Origin of the sequence: Rhodanobacter sp. Root179, from assembly GCF_001428465.1 — a bacterium.
Classification (GTDB): Bacteria; Pseudomonadota; Gammaproteobacteria; order Xanthomonadales; family Rhodanobacteraceae; genus Rhodanobacter.
On sequence record NZ_LMHR01000081.1, the window covers coordinates 1 to 22,799 of the forward strand.

Consider the following 22,799-nt stretch of genomic DNA (forward strand, 5'->3'; position numbering starts at 1 on the left):
GCCGACAGGGATGTCGGCTCCTTTTCGCCAGGGCAGGATGCCCTGTCGAAAAGCCCGGCCCCGACTCGCGAACCTTGCGGACAGGACGTCCGCAAGGCGCGGAAGCGGGGTGGCCTCTCTTTGGGCAACGTTTCTCTGGCCACACAGAGAAAGGTGGCTCGGCTGCCGTAGGCAGACGAAAGCTTTTGCTCTTAGCGCCGCAGGCAAGCAAAGCAAAGGCATCGCGCACAGGGCGCGCCCGTTACCGACCGGCGACGCGGCGACTCGCCCCCACCTACAATGCAGGCATCCCCCCGCATCCCGGACCATCATCCCATGCGACCGTTTCGCGTCAAGCGCTACCTGCTCACCGGCCTGCTCACCTTCATCCCGCTGTGGGTGACCTGGCTGGTGTTCAAGTTCATTCTCGGGATGCTGGCCGGCATCGGCGCACCGCTGGTGGCGGGTTTGCTCGGCACGCTGGCGCTGGTGGCACCGCGCACCGCCGAGTCGCTGAACATGGAGTGGCTGAATTTCATTCTTGCGCTGGTGATCACCCTGGTGGCGCTGTACCTGCTCGGCTTCATTGCGAACCGGGTGATCGGCCAGCGCTTCATCACGGCGTTCGACGGGTTGCTGGCACGCATCCCGCTGGTGCAGACGATCTACGGCGGCACCAAGAAGCTGATGGCGGTGCTGCAGAACAAGCCCAGCGGCATGCAGCGGGTGGTGCTAATCGACTTTCCCCGTCGCGGCATGAAGGTGGTGGGTTTCGTCACCCGAGTGATGATCGAGGAGGGCAGCGGTCGGGAGATGGCGGCCGTCTATATTCCGACCACGCCCAACCCCACCGGCGGCTATCTGGAACTGGTGCCGGTGGACGAGCTGACGCCGACCGACTGGACCATGGACCAGGCGATGGCCTTCATCATTTCCGGCGGCGCGGTGGCGCCCGACACCTTGCCGGCCTCGCCACCCCAGTTGCGCCAGGACACCCCGGAGCCGCACGCATGAATCTCCGCCACTTCCTGTGTTTCGCCCTGCTCGGCGCAGCGGCGTGCGGCGCTCATGCCGCCGACACTGACTGGACCACGCCGGCGGAAGCCGCGCAGTTCCGCACCACCCCGAGCTACGCCGACACGCTGACCTACCTGCAGCGGCTGCAGCAGGCGGCGCCGGGAATGATCCATCTAGAAACCTTCGGCAGCACGCCTGAAGGCCGCCCGATGACGGTGGTGATCGCCAGCGCCGACGGCACGTTCGACCCGGCCGCCGCGCGCGCGGCGCACAAGCCGGTGGTGCTGGTGCAGGCCGGCATCCATCCGGGCGAGATCGAGGGCAAGGACGCGGGGCTGATGCTGCTGCGCGATATCGCGATCACGAAGAAGTATCCGCACGTGCTCGATCACGTGGTGCTGGTCTACATCCCTGTGTTCAGCGTGGATGGCCACGAGAATTCCAGCCCGTACCACCGCATCAACCAGAACGGCCCGGCCAGCATGGGCTTCCGCGGCCAGTCGCAGTACCTCAACCTCAACCGCGACTACGTCAAGGCCGATGCGCCAGAAATGCGCGCGTGGCTGAAGCTGTGGCAGCAGTGGCTGCCGGATTTCCTGATCGACGTGCACACCACCGACGGCGCGGACTACCAGTACGACCTCACCTGGTACACCGAGGACCCGCACAAGCTCGATCCGGCGGTGAGCCAGTGGCAGCAGGACACGATCGTCAGGCACGCGCTGCCGGCGTACGAGAAGCGCGGCCACCTCGCCTCGATCTACCTGGAGTTCAAGGACGGCGCCGATCCACGCAAGGGCATCGTGAACTTCGGTTCGGGACCGCGCTTTTCCACCGGCTACGCGGCGCTGCAGAACCGGCCGGCGCTGCTGATCGAAACGCACATGTTGAAGTCCTATGCGAACCGCGTGCACGCCGTGTACGACCTGGTCGAGCTGATGCTGGAGCAGGTCAACCGCCATCCCGCCGCCCTGCTCGCCGCCACCGCGAAGGCCGATGCCGATACCGTCGCTCGCGCCGCCGACGCGGACGCCACGGTGCCGCTCACGTTCAGGCCCGATCCGCAATCCACGCCGTACACGCTGAAGGGTTTTGCGTTCACGCTGACCGCGAGCGACATCTCCAACAACCCGTGGATCCGCTACGACCCGAGCCAGCCGAAGACGTACACCATCCCGAACTGGAATGGCCTGCTGCCGGCCATTTCCGTGACGCCGCCGGCGGCCTACGTGGTGCCCGTGCAGTGGACGCAGATCATCGACAAGCTCGACGCGCACGGCATCGTGTACCGGCGCACCCGCGCGCCGATGACGATCCACGCGACGAGCTATCAGCTGGATGACCCGCAGTGGGCGAACAAGTCGTTCGAAGGGCACGTGATGCTGCGCGACTTCAAGCTGCATCCCGTGCCGCGCGAAGCCACCCTGCCGGCCGGTTCGGTGATCGTGCCGATGAACCAGCGGGCGGCCAACGTGGCGATCAACCTGCTCGAACCGCAGGCGCCCGATTCGCTGCTGCAGTGGGGTGACCTCGATGCGGTCTTCGAGGCCAAGGAATACGGCGAACCGCGCGTGCTGGAAAAACTGGCGCGCGAGATGATGGCGAAGGACCCCGCACTGAAGGCCTCGTTCGAACAGAAGCTGCACGACGACCCCGCCTTCGCCGCCAACGGTTACGCCAGGCTGCACTGGTTTTTCCAGCGCTCGCCCTGGTACGCCGACCAGCACGTGGGCGCCTACCCGGTGCTGCGGCTGGACCCGGCGCAGCTCAAGGCACTGCCGGGCCAGGCTTCCCCTGCCCACCCCTGACCTATGACACTGTATCGCCCATGACGTTTGGCCTAGCGTCGGCGGTCTTGACGGCCGCCGGGGGGAACGCGGAGGCACGATCATGAAAGCTCCCCGGCCACCGCCGGCATCCATCCATACAGAGGGATATCCATGACCAAGCAGTATCTGAAGCCCATCGCGCTGGCGATCAGCGTGGCGCTTGCCCTGACCGCCTGCGGCAAGCAGGAGTCGGCGCCGGCCGCCAGCACTAGCGCGCCCGCCGCAGCCGCCACCACCGCGGCAGCCGACCTCGGCAAGAGCATCTTCGACGTCAGCGAACTGGACCCGAAGATCAACGCCTGCGCCGACTTCAACGGCTTCGTCAACAGCCAGTGGGTGGCCGCCAACCCGATCCCGGCCGACCGCACCCGCTGGGGCGCGTTCGACAAGCTGGCCGAGGACAGCCTGAACACCCAGCACACCATCGTCGAGGACGCCGCCAAGGGCGCCGACCAGGCCGCCGCCGGCTCGATCGAGCAGAAGATCGGCAACCTGTACAAGTCCGGCATGGACGAAGCTGCCATCGACAAGGCCGGCTTCGATCCGATCAAACCGAAGCTGGCCGCGATCGACCAGCTGAAGAACGGCAAGGACGTGGCCGGATACCTCGACAAGAGCTTCGCCGAAGGCGACATGCAGGTGTTCCAGTTCGGCTCCGGCGCCGACTTCAAGCACGCCGAAACCCAGATCGGCTACACCTTCCAGGCGGGCCTGGGCCTGCCGACCAAGGATTACTACACCGACCCGAAGCAGGCTGACCTGCGCAAGGCCTACCTCGACTACATCGCCAAGACGCTGCAGCTGACCGGCGTGTCCGCCGCCGACGCGAAGAAGCAGGCCGATGAAGTGATGGCGTTCGAGACGAAGCTGGCTGCCGCGTCGCTGGCACCGGTGGAACTGCGCACACCGGAAAACCAGTACCACTTCGTCAGCGTCGCCGAAGCGAACAAGGTCACCCCGCACTTCAACTGGGAGAACTTCTTCAAGGCCCAGGGCGTGACCATCGACAAGGGCTTCTCGCTGTCGCAGCCGAAGTTCTTCGCCGAGTTCGACAAGCTGCTGGCCAGCGCACCGGTCAGCCAGTGGCAGGCCTACCTGCGCTTCCACACCATCGATGACGCCTCCGACGCGCTGAGCAAGAATTTCCGCGACAACAAGTTCGCCTTCTACGGCAAGACGCTGTCGGGCCAGCCGGAGCAGAAGCCGCGCTGGAAGCAGGTGCTGGGCGCGGTCAACGGCTCGATGGGCATGGCGCTGGGCGAGCTGTACGTCAAGACCGAGTTCACCCCCGAAGCGAAGAGCCGCGCCGAGGAGCTGGTGACCAACGTGCGCAACGCGCTGAAGGCACGCATCCAGAACCTCGACTGGATGAGCGACGAGACCAAGGCCAAGGCGATCGCCAAGTGGGACACCTTCCTGCCCAAGATCGGCTACCCGGACAAGTGGCGCGACTGGACCGGCCTCGCGATCGTGCCGGACAACTACTACGCCAACCTCGAAGCGGCCGGCAAGTTCAACTACGAGTACGACATCGCCAAGATCGGCAAGCCGACCGACCGCAAGGAATGGGGCATGACCCCGCAGACGGTCAACGCGTACTACAACCCGACCGACAACACGATCAACTTCCCGGCCGCGATCCTGCAGCCGCCGTTCTTCGACGCCAAGGCGGACGACGCGATCAACTACGGCGGCATCGGCGCGGTGATCGGCCACGAGGCCAGCCACGGCTTCGACGACGAAGGCAGCCAGTTCGACGGTGCCGGCAACAACGTCAACTGGTGGAGCGAGGCCGACCGTGCCAAGTTCGACGCCCGCACCGCCAAGCTGGTGCAGCAGTTCAACGACTACACGCCGATCAAGGACCAGCCGGACGCGCACGTCAACGGCAAGCTGACCCTGGGCGAGAACATCGCCGACCTGGGCGGCCTGAACGTGGCCTACGACGCGCTGCAGGCAGCCCTGAAGCAGCACCCGGAGGAAGCGGGCAAGAAGATCGACGGCTACACCGAGGACCAGCGCTTCTTCCTCAACTGGGCCCGCGTGTGGCGCGGCAACATCCGCGAGAAGCAGGCGCTGCTGCGCCTGAACACCGATCCGCATGCACCGGCCTCGCTGCGCGCGATCGGCGCGCCGTCGAACATGCCGGCGTTCGCCACCGCGTTCCAGTGCAAGCCTGGCGACGCGATGGTGCGCGGCGACGACAAGCAGGTGAAGATCTGGTAATCCGGCGGTCATCCAGGTCGCGATGCATCGCGACCTGATGCGACCCCAGGGCCCCGCATGCAGATGCGGGGCCTTTTTTTCCCGGTCGGCGCCCCTGACCTTTGACACTGTCTGGCCCATGACGTTTGGCCTAGCGTGGATGGGCATGCGTCCGCGTCCGGGGGGACTTGTGACGCGGCCGAACAAGCACACTCACCACCACTTACAAGGGACATCCATGACCAAGCAGTATCTGAAGCCCGTGGCACTGGCGCTCGCCGTCAGCCTGGCGCTGGCCGCCTGCGGCAAGCACGACGCCGCCGACAACGCGCCGGCGCCGGCCAGCACCGCGCCGGCAGCGGCCGGCACCACCGCCGCGGCCGACCTCGGCAAGAGCATCTTCGACGTCAGCGAACTGGGCGACAGCGCGCTGGCCTGCCAGGACTTCAACGGCTTCGTCAACGCGAAATGGGTCAAGGCCAACCCGATCCCGGCCGACCAGACCGTGTGGGGCGCCTTCAGCGTGCTGCACGAGAAGAGCCTGGCCGACCAGCACCAGCTGGTGGACGACGCGGAAAAGAACGCCGACAGCGCCAAGGCCGGTTCGATCGAGCAGAAGATCGGCTGGCTGTACCACTCCAGCATGGACATGGACGCGCGCAACAAGGCCGGCTTCGAGCCGATCAAGGCCGACCTGGCCGGCATCGACGCGCTGAAGTCCAACAAGGAGCTTTCGACCTGGCTGAACCAGTCCTTCGCCAAGGGCGACGGCGCGGTGTTCAACTTCGGTTCGGGCGCCGACTTCAAGGACGCCAAGATCCAGATCGCCTACACCGAGCAGAGCGGCCTCGGCCTGCCCACGCCGGACTACTACACCGATGCGAAGAACAAGGAAGTACGCGACGCCTACGTCAAGTACCTCGCCAAGCTGTTCGAGATGACCGGCAGCAGCGCTGCCGACGCCGGCAAGCAGGCCGCGCTGGCGATGAAGTTCGAGACCGACCTGGCGCAGCACTCCATCCCGCGGGTGGAAATGCGCAAGCCGGAGAACCAGTACCACTTCGCGACCGTGGCTGAAGCGAACAAGGTCACCCCGCACTTCGACTGGAACGCGTTCTTCAAGGCGCAGGGCGTCACCATCGACAAGGGCTTCTCGCTGTCGCAGCCGAAGTTCTTCGCCGAGTTCGACAAGCTGCTCGCCAGCGCGCCGATGGACGAATGGAAGGCCTACCTGAAGGCCCGCACGATCTCCAACTCGGCCGCTGCCCTGTCCGAACCGTTCGTCGATGCGCAGTTCGATTTCTACGGCAAGACCCTGCGCGGCCAGCCGCAGCAGCAGCCGCAGTGGAAGCGTTCGCTGGGTTCGGTCAACGGCGCGATGGGCATGGCGCTGGGCGAACTGTACGTGGCCAAGTACTTCACCCCGGAAGCCAAGGCTCGTGCCGAAGAGCTGGTCACCAACGTGCGTGATGCGTTGAAGACGCGCATCGAGAACCTCGACTGGATGAGCGCGGAGACCAAGACCAAGGCGCTGGACAAATGGTCCAAGTTCCTGCCGAAAATCGGTTATCCGAAAACCTGGCGCAACTGGGATGGCCTGACCATCACCAAGGACAGCTACTACGCCAACATGCAGGCGGCGTCGAAGTTCAACTACGAGTACGACATCGCCAAGATCGGCAAGCCGACCGACCGCCAGGACTGGGGCATGACCCCGCAGACGGTCAACGCGTACTACAACCCCACCGACAACACGATCAACTTCCCGGCCGCGATCCTGCAGCCGCCGTTCTTCGATGCGAAGGCGGATGACGCGATCAACTACGGCGGCATCGGCGCGGTGATCGGCCACGAGGCCAGCCACGGCTTCGACGACCAGGGCAGCCAGTTCGACGGCGACGGCAACAACCTCAACTGGTGGAGCGACGCGGACAAGAAGCAGTTCGAAGCCCGCACCGGCAAGCTGGTCGATCAGTTCAACGGCTACGCGCCGCTGGCCGACCACCCCGAGCTGCACGTCAACGGCAAGCTGACCCTGGGCGAGAACATCGCCGACCTGGGCGGCCTCAACATCGCCTATGACGCGCTGCAGACCGCGCTGAAGAAGAACCCGACCGAAGCGGCCTCGAAGATCGAGGGCTACACCCAGGACCAGCGCTTCTTCCTGAACTGGGCCCGTGTGTGGCGTGGCGACATCCGCGAAAAGGCGCAGATGGTCTATCTGAATGCCGATCCGCACTCGCCGATGAAGTTCCGCGCGATGGGCGCGCCGTCCAACATGCCGACCTTCGCCAGCGCGTTCCAGTGCAAGAGCGGCGACGCGATGGTGGCCCCGGCCGACAAACAGGTGAAGATCTGGTAATTCCATATCGACACCGACCGCAATCCATCGCGGCTTGAAACGAAGGCCCCGCATGCGAATGCGGGGCCTTTTTCATGGTGTGCGCCCCGCCGTTGCAGCGCGAGATGGCAAATGCGGGCTTGTCGGGTATTGCAAATCATTCTCATTAAAGTATCTTAGGCACCTTCTCCGGCCGCCAGCGCATTCGCGCAGCAAGCCGGAATGTTCGCCATTTCCAGGTTGTTTCCCGTCGGACGACACGACGCACGCTGATTTGCTTCGGTGCGCGTTCGGCTGGCCCCGAAACCTGCATCCAGCCAATGCAAGACCTTTGCATGCGCCAGACCCGCCAGGCCCTGTCCGCATGCAAACCCCGTTCACCCATGGAGCTCTCATGACCCCGATCAAATCGCGCAAGCATCCCGTCGCCTCGCGGCGGCAGGTCCCGACGACGTGCGCGCTGAAGGCGGCAACCCTGTTCACCGGCCTGGCGCTGGCATTTCCTGCGGCCGCCACGGATACCACGCCCGCTGATTTCACCGGCGCGCAAGTGGCGCAGGCCAAGAGCCTGCCCGGCGTGCAGGTGGAAGCGGTCACCGGCAACGACTACCGCGTCGACAAGCTGTCCTCGCCGAAATACACCCAGCCGCTGCTGGACACCACGCAGACCATCAGCGTGATCACCAAGGAACTGATCCAGCAGCAGGGCGCCACCACGCTGACCGAAGCGCTGCGCAACAGCCCGGGCGTGGGCACCTTCTACGTCGGCGAGAACGGCAGCACCAACACCGGCGACAGCATCTACATGCGCGGCTTCGACACCTCGGGCAGCATCTTCGTGGACGGCGTGCGCGACCTCGGCTCGATCTCGCGCGACGTGTTCAACATCGAACAGGTGGAAGTGGCCAAGGGTCCGGCCGGCACCGACTACGGCCGCACCGCGCCCACCGGCTCGGTGAACCTGGCCAGCAAGCAGCCGCAACTGGGCGACGGCATCTCCGGATCGATCGGCTACGGCAGCGGCCAGCACCGCCGCGCCACCGCCGACTGGAACCAGACCCTGGGCGCCACCTCCGCATTCCGCCTCAACCTGATGGGCCAGGACAGCGGCTCGCCGGGGCGCGACAAGGTCGAAGCCAACCGCTGGGGCGTCGCGCCGTCGCTGGCGTTCGGCCTGAAGACGCCGACCCGGGTCTACATCGACTTCCTGCACGTGCAGCAGAACAACCTGCCCGACGGCGGCGTGCCAACCTTGGGCCTGCCCGGATACAGCAGCCCGGATGCCACCCGGCCGTTTCTCGCCGACGCGCCGAGGGTCGATCCGTCGAACTTCTACGGCACCACCTCCGACCATGACGACGTCAAGGCGGACATGTTCACCGTCATCGTCGAGCACGACTTCACGACCGACGTGGCGTTGCACAACACCACGCGCTGGGGCCGCACCCACCAGGACTACCTGCTGACCTCGTTCCGCGGCGACGCCGCCAACCTGCTCACCCCGGACGCCGCCGATTCCTCGACCTGGACCATCGCGCGCAGCCTGCCGACGTACAAGAACCAGACCAACCGCATCGTCACCAACCAGACCAACCTCACCGCCAGCTTCGACACCGGCAGCGTCACGCACAACCTCAGCGCCGGCATCGAGCTGACCCGCGAAAAGGCCGACACCATCGGCATGGCCACCCTCGCCGGCAGCGCCTGGCCCGCCGCGAATCTCTACCACCCCGAGGCCGACGTCAGCGGGCTGCTTTACGGCAGCAACGGCGCCGACACGCATGGCCAGACCGATACCGAAGCGGCCTACCTGTTCGACACGCTGAAGTTCAACGAGCAGTGGCAGGTCAATGCCGGCCTGCGCCTGGACCACTACCAGACCGACTTTGACAGCATGGTCGTCTGCGGCTCCCGCAACGCCCCGGCCTGCGGCACCCTGCCCGCCGGCAGCGTGCTGCCGGGCGTGGACGCCGACAAGTCCGGCAACCTGCCCAGCTACAAGCTCGGCGTGCTGTACAAGCCGGCCGCCAATGGCAGCATCTATGCGAACTTTGCCGTGTCGCAGGAGCCGCCGGGCGGCAACACGTTGACCCTGAGCGGTTCGGCCAACAGCGCCGACAACCCCAACTTCGATCCGCAGAAGGCCCGCACCGTCGAGCTGGGCAGCAAGTGGGACCTGCTCGGCGAGAGACTGCTGCTGACCGGCGCGTTGTACCGCACCACCGTCACCAATGACCTGGTGCAGGACCCGGTCGACCTGCAGTATTACCAGGTCGGCGAGAAGCGCGTGCAGGGCATCGAGCTGAGCATGGTCGGCAAGCTCACCGACAACTGGGCGGTCAGCGCCGGTTACACCACGATGGACGCCAGGGTGACCAACGGCAAGGCCGTCGCCAACGACGGTTCCAGCGACCTGGCCTATACGCCGAAGAGCGCGTTCACCGCCTGGACCACCTACCACCTGCCGTTCAACCTCACCATCGGCGGCGGTGCCCGTTATGCCGGCGAAATGAAGCGCGGCACCGACGGCGCGATCGGCACGCCGGCGTTCACCGAGGCGTACTGGGTGTTCGACGCGATGGCCAGCTATCCGGTCAATAAGCATTTCGACCTGCAGTTGAACCTGTACAACCTGTTCGACAGGGACTACGTCGCGGCGATCAACAAGAGCGGCTACCGTTACACCCCGGGCACGCCGCGCGCGGCGATGCTCACTGCCAACATCCGCTTCTGATCTGCATGTTCTGATCCCGCGTCGCACGCCCCTGCTCCAGCCGGAGCAGGGTTTCAGGAAACCGCCATGCTGCTGCACATCCCCGACGTACTCACTGACGAACAGGTGGCCCGGATCCGCGCGGAACTGGATGCAGCGGACTGGACCGACGGCCGCGAGACCGTCGGCGCGCAGGGGGCGAAGGTCAAGCGCAACCGGCAACTGCCGGATGCGTCGCCGCTGCGCCTGCAACTGGGCCAGCTGATCCTGCGCGTTCTGGCCGGCAACCCGCTGTATCACGCGGCGACCTTGCCATTGCGCGCGTTGCCGCCCCGCTTCAACCGCTACGAAGGCGGCGGCGAATACGGTTTCCACGTCGATGGCGCGGTGATGGCGCTGTCCGCCGACGCGCAGTTGCGCAGCGACGTGTCCTGCACGCTGTTCCTCAGCGAACCGGACGAATACGACGGCGGCGAGCTGATCGTCAACGACACCTACGGCGAGCACGAGGTAAAGCTGCCGGCTGGCGACCTGATCGTCTACCCGTCCAGCAGCCTGCACCGGGTCACCCCGGTGACCCGCGGCGCGCGGGTGGCCTCGTTCTTCTGGGTGCAAAGCCTGGTCCGCGACGACAGCCGCCGTCGCCTGCTGTTCGAACTGGACAGCTCGATCCAGCGCCTGACGCAGACGGCTGCCGACCCGGCGGCGGTGCTGCAACTGACCGGCGTCTACCACAACCTGCTGCGGCAGTGGTCAGAGACCTGAGAGGTTGTGAGTTTTTCAACCTCTCAGGCCGGCCACGGACGGCCGGTCGTGGAGCAGTCACGCAAGTGACTGATTCGCGTAAGCACGTCCGGGCATGTATCGGACATGCGATGGAAGAAAACCACAGGAAGTGGTTTTCTTCACAGGCGCTGAGCCGGGACGACTGCAGACAACGGTTCCCACCGCGCGCCGCGGAGCGGATAATTGTCGACCCCCTGCAAAACGCGGCTGAAACATGTTTGTTCCTGGTCAACGCTGGATCTCCTCCGCCGAACCCGAGCTCGGCCTCGGCACCGTACTGCGCGTCGAGGGACGCGGCGTGCAGGTGCTGTTCGCCAAGGCCGGGGTGCTGCGCCCCTACGCGATGGATTCGGCGCCGCTGCTGCGCGCCGAGTTCCGCGCCGGCCAGCGCGTGGCCGGCAAGGGCATCGCGTTCCTGGTCGAGCGGGTGGAGATCCGCGATGAACTGCTGATCTATCGGGGCGAAGGGCGCGAACTGGAGGAAGGCCAGCTCGACGACGAGCAGAGCGTGAGCCAGGCCGACGACCGCCTGATCGGCGGCCGCACCGACACCGTGGCGCACTTCGAGCTGCGCCTGGAAGGCCTGAAGCGGCGCGCCGAGGCGCGCCGTTCGCCGATGTGGGGCCTGGGCGCCGCGCGGATCGGACTGGTGCCGCACCAGCTGCGCGTGGCCGGGATTGCCTCCGCCCGTCGGCCGCCCCGCGTGCTGCTGGCCGACGAGGTCGGCCTGGGCAAGACCATCGAGGCGGGCATGATCATCGCGCGCCAGCTTGCCACCGGCCGCGCCTCGCGGGTGCTGCTGCTGTTGCCCGACACCCTGGTCTACCAGTGGTTCGTGGAGATGCTGCGCCGCTTCAACCTCAGCTTCGCGATCTACGACGAGGAGCGCTGCGAGGCACTCGAACAGACCGGCGACGCCGGCAATCCGTTCGAGGACGAGCAACTGGTGATCGCCGACTTCGGCTTCCTGGAAAGCTCGCCGAAATATGCGAAGCAATTGCTGGAAGCGCCGTGGGACCTGCTGGTGGTGGACGAAGCCCATCACCTGGCGTGGTCGCCGGAAGCGGCCAGCCCGCGCTACACGATGGTGGAGCAACTGGCCGCAGCGATTCCCGGCGTGATCCTGCTCACCGCCACCCCCGAACAGCTCGGCCGCAGCGGCCACTTCGCCCGCCTGCGCCTACTCGACCCCCAGCGTTACCACGATCTGGACGGCTATCTGGCCGAGGCCGATACCTACCAGGCGCTGTCGAAGATCGCCGACCGGCTGCTCGACGGCGAGCCGCTGGACGACCTGCAGCGCGCCACCCTCGCCGACGCCTTCCACGGCGACGCGGCGCTCACCGAGCGACTGGCCGACTCGACCAGCCCGGCCAATGCCCGCGAACTGCTGGCCGCGCTGATCGATCGCCACGGCACCGGCCGCGCGATGTTCCGCAACAACCGCGCCGGCGTGGGCGGCTTCCCGAAGCGCTTGCCCGAATGGCACCTGCTGGACGCGGACACGGTGGACGAAAGCACGCGCCAGTCGCTGCTGGCCGAGTTCCATGCCGACATCCTGCAGCCGCCGGCGCTGATCGAGGTCGACTACAGCGCCGACCCGCGGGTGGATGCGCTGATCGGCCTGCTGGAGCAACACCCGCAGGACAAGTTCCTGCTGATCTGCCGCAGCCAGGCCAAGGTGCTGGCGCTGGAAGAAGTGCTGCGCACCCGCAGCGGCGTCGGCGTGGCGCGCTTCCACGAAGGCCTCGGCATCATCCAGCGCGACCGCAACGCCGCCTACTTCGCCCAGCCTGACGGCGCGCGATTGCTGCTGTGTTCGGAGATCGGCTCGGAGGGGCGCAACTTCCAGTTCGCGCACCGGCTGATCCTGTGGGATCTGCCGCTGGACCCCGACCTGCTCGAACAGCGCATCGGTCGACTCGACCGCATCGGCCAGAAGCACGACATCAACATCCACATCCTGGCCGTGGCCGACAGCGCCCAGCACGTGCTGGCCCGCTGGTACGACGAAGGCGTCGACGCGTTCCGCATGAGCCCGGCCGACGGCCGCGAACTGCTGCGCCGCTACGGCGAGCTGCTGACCCGGCTGGCCGACGAGCACGCCCTCGGCGACGACAACCGCGACCAGGAACTGGACGCCTTGCTGGCCGAAACCCATGCCAGCCATGAACAGATGGCCGAGCTGATCCGCGGTGGCCGCGACCACCTGCTGGAACTGGCCGCCACCCGCGACCTGCACGCCGACGAACTGCAGCAGGCGTTCGCCCGCGAAGACCACGACCCCGCCCGCGACGCCTTCGTGCAGCGCCTGCTGGAAGCGTTCGGCATTCATCCGGAAGAGCTGGGCGGTCAGGTCCTGCTGCTCGATCCGCAATACCTGTCCACCGATGCCCTGCCCGGTTTCGCCGACGGTCCGCAATCGGTCACCTTCGTGCGCGACGTGGCGCTGGCCCGCGAGGAACTGCCGCTGTTGCGGCTCGACCACCCGCTGGTGGCCGGCGCGATGGACCTGGCGCTGTCCGGCGAGCAGGGCAACGCCGCGTTCATGGTCGACGACGCGCTGCCGCCGCGCAGCGCGCTGCTGCAGGCGGTGTTCCTGCTCGAGTGCGTCGCCGATCGCCGGCTCGACGCCGAGCGCTTCCTGCCGATCCTGCCGATCGTGATCACGGTGGACACCCGACTCGCCGAACGCGCCGATTTCGAGCCCAGCGACATCGCGCTGCGCAAGGCGGGCGACCGCAACATCGAGGTGGTGCGCTACCGCAAGTTCCTGGGCAAGCTGGTGCCGCCGATGCTGGAGCGCGCCGAGGCCTTGGCCGGCGTACAGGCGAAGACGCGGATCGAGGAAGCCACCGACCTGGCCACAACGACGCTGGACGCCGAGCTGTCGCGGCTGCTGGCGCTGCGTGCGGTCAATCCGTCGGTCAGCGAGGCGGAAATCGCCGCGGTCGTCGCCGAACGCTCCGAACTGCTGGGCGCCCTGCCGCAGTCACGGCTGCGCCTGGACGCCGTACGCTTCGTGGTCAGCGCGGACTTCCTCGCCCTGCGCTGACGCCGGCCCCGAACTTCGCAGGGCTGCTTTACCGCTCAGCGCAGCAGGCGTCGCCGCGGCTTCCACGGCAGCCGCCCGCGCCAGTACTGGATCAGCACGATGCCGCCAAGCATGCCGCCGAGGTGGGCGAAGTGGGCGACGCCCGGTTCGATGCCGGTCACGCCCATGGTCAGCTCCGCGGCCGCGTACAGGCTCACGAACAGCCACGCCGGCATCGGGATCGGCAGGAAGATCAGCATCACCTTCTCCTGCGGATACAGCATGCCGAACGCCAGCAGCAGGCCGAAGATCGCGCCCGACGCGCCCAGCGTGGGGCCGACCTGGCCCGGAAAGAACCACAGCACGGCCAGCTGCAACAGCGAGGCGGAGATCGCGCAGACGAAGTAGTAGATGGTGAAATTGCGTGCGCCGAACGTGCGCTCGATGGTGCCGCCGAACATGTACAGCGCGATCATGTTGAACGCGATGTGGGCGAGGCTGCCATGCATGAACGCGCTGGTGACGATCTGCCACACCCCGAACAGGCCCGAGCCCAGCGGCCACAGCGCGAAGTTCATCAGCAGCACCTGCCCCATCACTTTCTGCAGCAGGAACACCGCGACGTTGGCGATCAGCAGGTTGCGGGTCACGGGCGGCAGGTCAAAAGGCATCAACAGGTTCCGGAGAGTGCCTTGGCAAGGCGTGGGTGGCTTCGCTTGATGACCGCGCCGCGCCGCTTTCGTTCAGCCACGGCAGGCAGAAAAAAGCCGCCTCGCGGCGGCTCCACGGAAAACGTGTGCGGCCGCGCTCAGCCCTTGTCGGCGACCTGCGCCATCGCTTCCGGGCGCTTGGCGCCGGCGAAGCGCTTGGCCCAGTAGCCTTCCTTCAGGCTGGAGATCTCCACCGACTTGCCGGTGGCCGGCGAGTGGATGAAGCGGCCGTTCGAGATGTAGATGCCCACGTGCGAAATGGCGCGCTTGCCATGCGTACGGAAAAACACCAGGTCGCCCGGCTGCATGTCGTCCCGCTTGACCTTGAGGCCGGCCAGGAACTGCGAGGCCGAGTTGCGCGGCAGCTGCATGCCCACCGCATGCGCGAACACGTAACGCACGAAACCGCTGCAGTCGAAGCCGGTGGACGGGTCGCGACCGCCGCGGACGTAACGGGTGTCGCGCAGGCCCATCGCCACGACCAGCAACGACTTGCGCAGGTCGGTGATGTTGGCGCTGACCTTGGCAGCGGCGTCGCTCTGCCCGCTGGTGTCGGCGGCAACGGCGGCCTTCTCGACAATCATGGCGCCGGCGTCGGGAACCACGGCCTGAGCCAGCCCGGCTGTCGGATTGAAGACCGGCAACTGCCCCAGCAGCGGTGCGCTGACGCGCGCGATCGCGGCATCATCGAGCACGGAGGAAGCCGCCGTGGCGGTCTGGCCGGCAACGACGGCGAGGGGAGCAAGGGACTTCGCTTGAAGCGGAGCGGAAACCAGCAGCACGGAAAAGAGCGCGGTGGCGGCAGTCAGGTGCTTGAAGGACATGCTGGGAAAAATCCCTTGTTGTTCACAGGATTGGCCGCGCAGCAGGTGCCGACGACGTGACGATGGAGTGAACTTAACAAGAAGATGGCGTGCAGATGTTGGATTGAGGTTAACTGAACTCTGCCGTTCCGAAAAATCGGGATAGCGCGCACACTTTATGCAAGCCAATGATTTCTATTGAAATAATGGCTCAGGCGCCGGCTTCGGGCCAGTAGTGCGAGTCCGGGTAGGAGCGCTGGCCGAAGATCGCCGTGCCGATCCGCACCTCAGTCGCCCCTTCGGCGATGGCCAGTCCGAAATCACCGCTCATCCCCATGGATAACCGTGGAATATCATGACCTTGCAGCATGGAGCGGTCGCGCAGCTCGCGCAGCAGCCGGAAGCAGGTCCGTACCTCGTCAGCTTCGACGGAGTGGATGGCCAGGGTCATCAGGCCACGAACGCGCAAGCTGTCGTAGCCGCGCAAGGCGTTCAGGAAGTCGGCCAGCTGTTCAGGCGGGAGACCGTATTTGCTGGGTTCGACGGAGGTCTTCACCTGCACCAGCACGTCGATGCCGCGACCCTCGTGCTGCAGCCGCCGATCCAGTGCCTCGGCCAGTTCCAGCCGGTCCAGCGACTGCACTTCGCTGGCCAGCCGCGCCACGTCTTTCGCCTTGTTGGTCTGCAGGTGGCCGATCATCACCCAGTCGATGCCGCAGTCGGCCAGCAGCGGCGACTTGTCGCGGATCTCCTGCACCTTGTTCTCGCCGAAGCGGTGCATGCCCAGCGCCACGCCGGCCCGGATCAGCTCCGGCCCAAAGGTCTTGCTGACCGGGAGGACGTCGACCTCGGCCGGGTCGCGCCCGGCGGCACGGCAGGCCTCATCCACCCGGCTGCGGATGTCGGACCAGTTGGCGGCGAGGTGGGGATGATCCATGGGCAAGCCCGTGACGGTCGTCTCCTCCCCCCTTGGAGGGGAGAAGGAGAACGGCGCTCAGCCCCTGGCGCCCTGCGCGAAGTGCTTCGCCACCACCTCGGCCACCACCATGCTGACCTTCTTGCCGGTGGGGATGTGCAGGAACTCGTTCGGACCGTGGGCGTTGGAATGCGGCCCCAGCACGCCGGTGATCAGGAACTGCGCCTGGGGGAATTTTTCGCCCAGCATACCCATGAACGGGATACTGCCACCCTCGCCCATGTAGGTGGCCGGTGCGCCGAAGTGGTTCTGCGAGGCGTCGCTGACCGCCTGTTCCAGCCACGGCGACAGCGCCGGCGCGTTCCAGCCCGAGCCATCCTTTTCCAGGGTGAACGTGACCTTGGCGCCGTACGGCGGGTCCTTCTCCAGCAGTTGCTTGACGAACTCGCCGGCCTTGGCGCCGCTCAGCGTGGGCGGCACGCGCAGGCTCAGTTTCACCGAGGTGAACGGACGCAGCACGTTGCCGGCGCTTTCCAGCGGCGGGATGCCGCCGATGCCGGTGACCGCCAGCTGCGGACGCCAGGTGCGGTTGAGCACCAGCTCGGCCAGGTCCTTGGTGACCGGCTGCATGCCATCGACCCAGGGGAACTTGTCGTAGATGTCGTCGCCCAGCACCTCGGCCGACAGCTTGGCCTGGTCGATGCGCTGCTGCGGGATGTCGACGTACAGCTCCTTCGGCTTGATCGTGCCGGTGGCCGGATCCTCCAGCCGCGACAGCAGTTCGCGCAGGATGCGGAAGCTGGACGGCACCACGCCGGAGGCGTCACCCGAGTGCACGCCCTCTTCCAGCACCTGCACGCTGAGGTTGCCGCCGGTCATGCCGCGCAGCGAGGTGGTCAGCCACAGCTGGTCGTAATTGCCGCAGCCCGAATCCAGGCAGACCACCAGCGACGGGCTGCCGATCCGCTCGGCCAGGTGGTCGACGTAGAACGGCAGGTCGTAACTGCCCGATTCCTCGCAGGCCTCGATCATCACCACGCAGCGCGCGTGGGGGATGCCCTGCTCGTGCAGCGCCAGCAAGGCGGCCAGCGAGCCGAAGATCGCGTAGCCGTCGTCGGCGCCACCGCGGCCATACAGCTTGTCGCCCTTGATCACCGGCGTCCACGGGCCGAGGCCCTCGGCCCAGCCGGTCATCTCCGGCTGCTTGTCCAGGTGGCCGTACAGCATCACGGTGTCGTCGCCGGTGCCCGGCACTTCGATGTAGATCAGCGGCGTGCGCCCTTCCAGCCGCACCACTTCCAGCGTGGCACCCGGCAGCTGGCTCAGCTTGGAGCGCGCCCAGGTTTCCATCAGCTTCACTGCCGCATCCATGTAGCCGTGCGCCACCCAGTCCTTGTCGAACATCGGCGACTTGTTGGGAATGCGGATGTATTCCACCAGCTGCGGCACGATCTCGTCGTCCCAGAGGCCACTGACAAAACGCGAGAGGCGGGCAGTATCCATCGGTATTACTCCAGCAGGCAGACAAGTGCGCCATTGTACCAGCGCGCTTCCGTCGCACCGACAACCGGCGGGCTGCGCCCCACACGGGCGCACGACGATCACGCACGCACGGCCTGCCGCGCTTCCGACTGTGCGGGGCAGGGCGGCGGCGGGATAGTTCGCCGACGGCACACGGATGCCGTGACCACCGCTCAAGGAGAAAGCCCATGTTCAACAAACTCGTCGCTGTTGCGCTCGCGCTGACGCTCGCCCTGCCCGGCCTGCTGCTGGCGGCCACCCCGGTCAACATCAACCAGGCGGATGCGGCCACCATCGCCAAGTCGCTGGACGGCATCGGCCAGGCCAAGGCCGAGGCCATCGTGGCCTGGCGCGAGGCGCACGGCCCGTTCAAGAAGGCCGACGACCTCAAGCACGTCAAGGGCATCGGCAAGGCCACGATCGAGCGCAATCGCAGCGCAATCCAGCTGGAGGCGGGGGACACGCCCGAGGCGGTCGCCCAGGTCGACGCACCCGCCAAACCCGCGCACAAGAGCAGGAAGGCCGCGAGCGAGAAATAAGCGACCTCGGCAGGCCGGCAGTGGCGGCGCGGTCCATGGCGGGCCGCGCCGCTTGCGTTACACTCGCGCGCCCAGCTCACCGCCATCCCGGTCATGATCCTGCCGCGCTATCACATTGCCGCTTCGGCCATCCACGGCGCCGGCAACGGGCTGTTCCTCGACGAAACGGTGGCCGCGGGCAGCATCATCACCGCACCGGACGCCATCACGCAGACCTTCCGCTACGCCGACATCATGGCCTCGGCGGAGCTGCGCGCACAGTTCCACGCCAGCGCCCGCTGGTTCGAGGATCGCTACACGCTGTCGCCGGACTGGCCCGACGAGTGCTACATCAACCACAGCTTCGCACCCAACGGGCTGTGGCACCTGGGCTTCGTGTTTGCCCTGGCCGAGCTCCCGCCGGGAACCGAGATCACAGTGGACTACCGGCACCTGCTGCCGCCGGGTCAGGCCGAGGATTTTGTCGATTCGGTCACAGGTGAGACAATCACTGGATTGTCCTGGCAAGAAAGCCTCGCCAGCAGCACTCATGCACTGGCCGAACTGCTGGTTGCCGCCCACCGCTGATCGTGATGTTTGATATCCCAACCATTGAAACGGCGCGTTTGCGCCTGACTGCGCTGACCGAACGTCATTTCGACGACTACGCCTCGATGCTGGCCGACCCTGCCAGCACCCGCTGGATCGGCGACGGCCAGCCACTGGACCGCACCAATGCCTGGCGCTCGCTGGCCATGCTGCTGGGCCACTGGCAACTGCGCGGCTGCGGCATGTGGGCGCTGGAATTGAAGGCCACCGGCGAGTTCATCGGTCGCGCCGGCCTGATGTATCCCGATGGCTGGCCCGGCCTGGAAATGGGCTGGATGCTCAAGCCCGAACACCGCCACCACGGCTACGCCACCGAGGCGGGCACGGCGGTGCTGGAGTTCGCCTGGAACCAGCTGCACGCGCAGCGGGTGATCAGCCTGGTGCGCATCGGCAACGAAGCTTCAGACCGGGTCGCCGAGCGGCTGGGCGGCGAGCACATCGAAGACATGGACTTCTACGGCAGCCACAGCCACGTGTTTGCCTACTACCCGCCGCATCGCGAGCATCGCCGGGCTTACGGCTGAGCTCCGCGATCCGGCTCCGCGGGCGCGTCTGGAAAACCAGCGTCATCGGATGGCGGAGGGCGTGACCGCCCTCCGCCCCCTCATCAAAGCGCCGGCGGCAACCCGCTGGCCGAGCGCGACGAGACCAGCGAGCGGGCCACCTCGGCCAGCGCGAACAGGCGCGCCACCCGCATCCAGCCGATCACCAGCACCACCAGTTGGGCCAGCAGCACGGCCATGACCAGTCCGGCCACGCCCACCGCAGGCGTGTTCACCCGCCCGATGCCGATCGCCATGGCGATCGCGTAGCCGATCACGCTGATCAGCAGATAGCTGAGCAAGGTGCTGAGCGGACGACGCAGCAACTGCATGAAGCCGCGACCCAGGGCGCGGGTAGCCGAACGAAGCCCGCTGTCCGCGATGAACGCCGCGCGGCTGGACTCGACAATCGACTGGGCCAGCACGAACAGCACGCCGGCGACGAACAGCGCCAGGTGCGAGGCCCGGTCGGCCTGCGACTGCAGGACGGCCTTGTCGCCGACGTCGTCGGCCATGTGCATCGCCACGCCGATCAGGGCGCCCATCACCACGTAGGGCAGGATCGACCACAGCATCAGGCGGAACATGCGGCCGTATTCGACGATGCCGCACTGGAGCAGATGACTGAAGCCCAGCGTGCGACCCGCGCGGCCGGTGCCCACCACCATGCCGGTGAGGAATGGCGACAGCAGGGCGGTCAGCAACATGCCCAGCAAGGCGATGCCGCCGAACCAGTTGGACATGTTCAGTGCCGTCATGACGTCACTGAACATGCTGCCGTTGAAGCGTGTCGCCCACTCCTGCGCATGGATCGAATGATCCAGCACGCTGCTCAGCGCGCGCCAGATCGGCAGGCTGACCACCGCCGTCGGCAACAGCAGCAGCAATACCCACAGCAGCAGCAACCGCCACTGCATGGCGGCGAACGGCGCGCGCATCAGGGCGGCCGAATCCACGCGGCGTGAAATGCGTCCGGTCTTCATCACAGCGTCCCCATCAAGGCGTAGAAAGTCTGAAAGAAGGAGGCGACATCCGCACTCCAGCGGCGCGAGGCTGCGCCATCGGCCTTGATCGTCCGACTGTCATTGAGCGAATTGGCATCCAGCACGATCTTCCGGTCGGGGTCCACCGTGGCCGACACCGCCTTGACCGGCTTGGTGAAGCTGATCCGCTTCCAGCGACTGGCGTCATCCCACTTCACCGTCTCGCTGCTGTCGTCGGCGAACTTCACCAGCACCGTGCGCGGCACCGGCGCACCGGTGCGGCGCACCGTGATCGTCGACAGCCACGGATACGGACCACCATGCCTGGCGTCCTTGTGCGCCTTGTCCCAGGCCGCGCGGGCGTCGTCGATCTGCTTGTCGACGTCCTTCGCGGTCAGGGTGACGCGCTTGCCGTCGCGAATCACGGTACCGGTGCGCGGCACCTGTTCCTCGTTGTCGATCGAGATCACGCTGGCGTCGACCTTGTCGGTGCCGTAGACCTGCGAGGCGAAGATCGCATGCACCAGCTCCGGCTGGCCCGAACCCTCGGCCAGCGCATTGCGCAGGTCGGCGGCGTCGGGATGGCGGAACTTCCAGCGCTCGTAGTACAGCTTCATCGCCTTGCCCATCACCTCGTGACCGAGCAGGTTCTCCAGCGTGCGCATGGTCGCCGCGGTACGCGAATACACCGACCCGTAGCTGCTGCTGGACATGCGGTCCCACGAGTTGGAGTCGAGCGAATCGGCCGGCACGCCGATGCCGACGACGCCGGACAGCCGCTCGGCTTCGAACGGGGTCAGCCGCGGTGCAAAACCCAGCTTGCTCAGCAGCGGCGTGGTGGCCCAGATGTCCTGCTTGCGATCGACCAGCATGCGATCGTCCCAGTACTGGTTCATGCCCTCGTCGAGCATCGGCTCCTCGAATTCGTTCGAACCGAGCAGGCCCATGAAATAGCCATGACCGAACTCGTGGATGGTGACGAAATCGATCGCGTACTGGCTCAGCGTGTCGGGCGTGACCTTGTCGTAACCTTCGGCGGTGAAGAAGGTCGGGTATTCCATGCCGCCCGCCTCGCCCGCGTTGTACGGCGGCACCACGGCGGTGATCGTCCTGTACGGATACGGGCCCAGCGTGTCGGAGAAATAGGTCAGCGAATCGGTGGTGGCCTTCAGCACCGGCTGCGCGCTCGCCTCGTACTCGGGCGGGTAGATCACCTGCACGTCGACCTTGGGGCTGCCCGGTCCGGTCCAGCTGGTGCGCTGCACCTTGTAGCCCGGCGCGGCGACCCAGGCGAAGTCCTCCACATCGGTCTGCACGAAGTGGTGGGTGACCTTGTCGCCGCTCTCGACCGGCGCGCCCTGCTCCTCGCCTACCGAGCCCACGGTGTAACCCTTCGGCACGGTCAGCTTGACGTCGTAGTTGCCGTAGTCGGCATAGAACTCGCTGTGGAAATGGAACTCGTGCGCGTTCCAGCGCGGCGCCGTGGCACCGCGCTCGCCGGGCAATTCCAGCACCGCGATCTTCGGGAACCACTGGCCGACCAGATGGAAGTCACCGAACCAGCCGGTGCGCTCGACCACGCGCGGCAGCTGGTCGTGGAAGTCGATGTCCAGGCTCAGCGTGCCCTGCGCCGGCACCGCCTGCGGCAGGTCGAGCTCGACCACGGTCTTGTCGGTCTTCGGGCCGCCGTCGGGCTGCACGAAACGCCAGCTCACGTTCTGGCCACCCTGTTGCACCTTGTTCAACTCGATGTAGCCCCACTCGCCCTTCTTCAGGTCGGCGTTGCCGCGCGAGTGGCCGCTGCCGGAGAACAGGCGCCGCTCGGTGAAGAACGTGCTGCCCGGGCCTTCGAACGCGTTGAGGTACAGGTGCAGGTAGATCTTGCTGACCGGCTGGTTGCTGCGGTTGCGCCAGGTCATCGTCTGCTTCGCATCGACCGTGTGCGTGGCCGGGTCCAGCGTGGCCTGGATGGTGTAGCTCACCACCTGGTCGGACAGCGTTGCCGGATGATCGCCGCGCGGGCCACCCCACGCGTCGGGTGCGCTGGGCACCTGGAAATTCGCCGCATCCGCCGAGACGAACGGAATGTCGGCGGCGACCGCACCGGCACTGGCCGGAGCCATCACCTGGCCGGCCGGCGCGCTGGCCGTCGTGCTGGCGGACGCAGGCGTCTGCGCCATGACCGGACATGCCGCGACCGACAAGGTCACGGCACACAAATACCCCCACTTGCGTGCAATTCGCCGCATGTTTGTCACTCCCCTGGACAATCCCCACAGATTGCGCCCGTCAG

At 66.5% G+C, this 22,799-nt stretch carries 16 protein-coding genes; 10 read left to right on the forward strand and 6 right to left on the reverse strand.

Annotated elements, in window-relative coordinates; all coding sequences use genetic code 11:
* Positions 1-315 precede the first annotated feature (315 nt).
* From ASD82_RS11050 to rapA, 7 genes are all read left to right on the forward strand, one after another.
* A complete protein-coding gene (locus tag ASD82_RS11050) occupies positions 316-993 on the forward strand; it encodes a DUF502 domain-containing protein (RefSeq protein ID WP_056717896.1) in 678 nt (225 codons plus the stop codon).
* Entirely contained in the window at positions 990-2,804 is a 1,815-nt protein-coding gene (locus ASD82_RS11055) for a M14 family metallopeptidase (RefSeq protein WP_056717897.1), read from the forward strand. Before ASD82_RS11050 ends, ASD82_RS11055 begins: the two co-directional genes overlap by 4 nt.
* Before the next feature lie 132 nt (positions 2,805-2,936).
* Positions 2,937-5,051 carry a M13 family metallopeptidase gene (locus ASD82_RS11060; RefSeq protein WP_056717898.1) on the forward strand — a complete coding sequence of 705 codons (2,115 nt, stop codon included), beginning with the start codon at positions 2,937-2,939 and terminating at the stop codon, positions 5,049-5,051.
* Positions 5,052-5,268: 217 nt separating this feature from the next.
* Complete coding sequence (locus ASD82_RS11065) at positions 5,269-7,392, forward strand: M13 family metallopeptidase (RefSeq protein ID WP_056717899.1); 2,124 nt, start codon at positions 5,269-5,271, stop codon at positions 7,390-7,392.
* Positions 7,393-7,765: 373 nt separating this feature from the next.
* Positions 7,766-10,105 carry a catecholate siderophore receptor Fiu gene (locus ASD82_RS11070; RefSeq protein ID WP_056717900.1) on the forward strand — a complete coding sequence of 780 codons (2,340 nt, stop codon included), beginning with the start codon at positions 7,766-7,768 and terminating at the stop codon, positions 10,103-10,105.
* Positions 10,106-10,171: 66 nt separating this feature from the next.
* On the forward strand, positions 10,172-10,849 hold the full coding sequence (locus tag ASD82_RS11075; protein ID WP_056717901.1) for a Fe2+-dependent dioxygenase: 678 nt from the start codon (positions 10,172-10,174) through the stop codon (positions 10,847-10,849).
* Positions 10,850-11,084: 235 nt separating this feature from the next.
* Positions 11,085-13,925, forward strand: a complete 2,841-nt coding sequence (gene rapA, locus ASD82_RS11080; protein WP_056717902.1) for an RNA polymerase-associated protein RapA — start codon at positions 11,085-11,087, stop codon at positions 13,923-13,925.
* Between the two features lie 35 nt (positions 13,926-13,960).
* Here rapA and ASD82_RS11085 read toward each other — a convergent pair whose 3' ends face one another.
* The 4 genes from ASD82_RS11085 to ASD82_RS11100 all read right to left on the reverse strand — a co-directional run bounded on the left by ASD82_RS11085 (position 13,961) and on the right by ASD82_RS11100 (position 17,836).
* Positions 13,961-14,575: a rhomboid family intramembrane serine protease gene (locus ASD82_RS11085; protein WP_056717903.1), complete on the reverse strand. Its 615-nt coding sequence runs from the start codon at positions 14,573-14,575 to the stop codon at positions 13,961-13,963.
* Between the two features lie 137 nt (positions 14,576-14,712).
* On the reverse strand, positions 14,713-15,438 hold the full coding sequence (locus tag ASD82_RS11090; RefSeq protein ID WP_056717904.1) for a C40 family peptidase: 726 nt from the start codon (positions 15,436-15,438) through the stop codon (positions 14,713-14,715).
* A gap of 190 nt (positions 15,439-15,628) precedes the next feature.
* The gene (locus ASD82_RS11095; protein ID WP_056717905.1) at positions 15,629-16,354 is read right to left on the reverse strand and encodes a YggS family pyridoxal phosphate-dependent enzyme; all 726 of its coding nucleotides are present in this window, start codon (positions 16,352-16,354) and stop codon (positions 15,629-15,631) included.
* A 57-nt stretch (positions 16,355-16,411) separates the two neighbouring features.
* Entirely contained in the window at positions 16,412-17,836 is a 1,425-nt protein-coding gene (locus ASD82_RS11100; protein ID WP_056717906.1) for a M20 family metallopeptidase, read from the reverse strand.
* A gap of 206 nt (positions 17,837-18,042) precedes the next feature.
* Between ASD82_RS11100 and ASD82_RS11105 the strand changes: the two genes are divergently transcribed.
* From ASD82_RS11105 to ASD82_RS11115, 3 genes are all read left to right on the forward strand, one after another.
* Positions 18,043-18,393, forward strand: coding sequence for a helix-hairpin-helix domain-containing protein (locus tag ASD82_RS11105; RefSeq protein ID WP_056717907.1), 351 nt, complete (start codon positions 18,043-18,045; stop codon positions 18,391-18,393).
* Positions 18,394-18,486: 93 nt separating this feature from the next.
* Complete coding sequence (locus ASD82_RS11110) at positions 18,487-18,960, forward strand: SET domain-containing protein (RefSeq protein WP_056717908.1); 474 nt, start codon at positions 18,487-18,489, stop codon at positions 18,958-18,960.
* A gap of 5 nt (positions 18,961-18,965) precedes the next feature.
* Positions 18,966-19,505, forward strand: a complete 540-nt coding sequence (locus ASD82_RS11115; RefSeq protein WP_056717909.1) for a GNAT family N-acetyltransferase — start codon at positions 18,966-18,968, stop codon at positions 19,503-19,505.
* A gap of 83 nt (positions 19,506-19,588) precedes the next feature.
* On the opposite strand, the gene ASD82_RS11120 is transcribed toward ASD82_RS11115, so the two are convergent.
* Positions 19,589-20,506 (reverse strand): hypothetical protein, encoded by a 918-nt coding sequence (locus tag ASD82_RS11120; protein WP_056717910.1) that lies wholly within the window; start codon positions 20,504-20,506, stop codon positions 19,589-19,591.
* On the reverse strand, positions 20,506-22,686 hold the full coding sequence (locus ASD82_RS11125) for a M1 family metallopeptidase (RefSeq protein WP_082585317.1): 2,181 nt from the start codon (positions 22,684-22,686) through the stop codon (positions 20,506-20,508). The genes ASD82_RS11120 and ASD82_RS11125 overlap by 1 nt, the downstream gene beginning before the upstream one ends.
* Positions 22,687-22,799: the final 113 nt, after the last annotated feature.

Coding starts and splice junctions, on each gene's coding strand:
- ASD82_RS11050 (WP_056717896.1), top strand. CDS start 316: ATGCGACCGTTTCGCGTCAAGCGCTACCTGCTCACCGGCCTGCTCACC.
- ASD82_RS11055 (WP_056717897.1), top strand. CDS start 990: ATGAATCTCCGCCACTTCCTGTGTTTCGCCCTGCTCGGCGCAGCGGCG.
- ASD82_RS11060 (WP_056717898.1), top strand. CDS start 2,937: ATGACCAAGCAGTATCTGAAGCCCATCGCGCTGGCGATCAGCGTGGCG.
- ASD82_RS11065 (WP_056717899.1), top strand. CDS start 5,269: ATGACCAAGCAGTATCTGAAGCCCGTGGCACTGGCGCTCGCCGTCAGC.
- ASD82_RS11070 (WP_056717900.1), top strand. CDS start 7,766: ATGACCCCGATCAAATCGCGCAAGCATCCCGTCGCCTCGCGGCGGCAG.
- ASD82_RS11075 (WP_056717901.1), top strand. CDS start 10,172: ATGCTGCTGCACATCCCCGACGTACTCACTGACGAACAGGTGGCCCGG.
- rapA (WP_056717902.1), top strand. CDS start 11,085: ATGTTTGTTCCTGGTCAACGCTGGATCTCCTCCGCCGAACCCGAGCTC.
- ASD82_RS11085 (WP_056717903.1), bottom strand. CDS start 14,575: ATGCCTTTTGACCTGCCGCCCGTGACCCGCAACCTGCTGATCGCCAAC.
- ASD82_RS11090 (WP_056717904.1), bottom strand. CDS start 15,438: ATGTCCTTCAAGCACCTGACTGCCGCCACCGCGCTCTTTTCCGTGCTG.
- ASD82_RS11095 (WP_056717905.1), bottom strand. CDS start 16,354: ATGGATCATCCCCACCTCGCCGCCAACTGGTCCGACATCCGCAGCCGG.
- ASD82_RS11100 (WP_056717906.1), bottom strand. CDS start 17,836: ATGGATACTGCCCGCCTCTCGCGTTTTGTCAGTGGCCTCTGGGACGAC.
- ASD82_RS11105 (WP_056717907.1), top strand. CDS start 18,043: ATGTTCAACAAACTCGTCGCTGTTGCGCTCGCGCTGACGCTCGCCCTG.
- ASD82_RS11110 (WP_056717908.1), top strand. CDS start 18,487: ATGATCCTGCCGCGCTATCACATTGCCGCTTCGGCCATCCACGGCGCC.
- ASD82_RS11115 (WP_056717909.1), top strand. CDS start 18,966: ATGTTTGATATCCCAACCATTGAAACGGCGCGTTTGCGCCTGACTGCG.
- ASD82_RS11120 (WP_056717910.1), bottom strand. CDS start 20,506: ATGAAGACCGGACGCATTTCACGCCGCGTGGATTCGGCCGCCCTGATG.
- ASD82_RS11125 (WP_082585317.1), bottom strand. CDS start 22,686: ATGGCGCAGACGCCTGCGTCCGCCAGCACGACGGCCAGCGCGCCGGCC.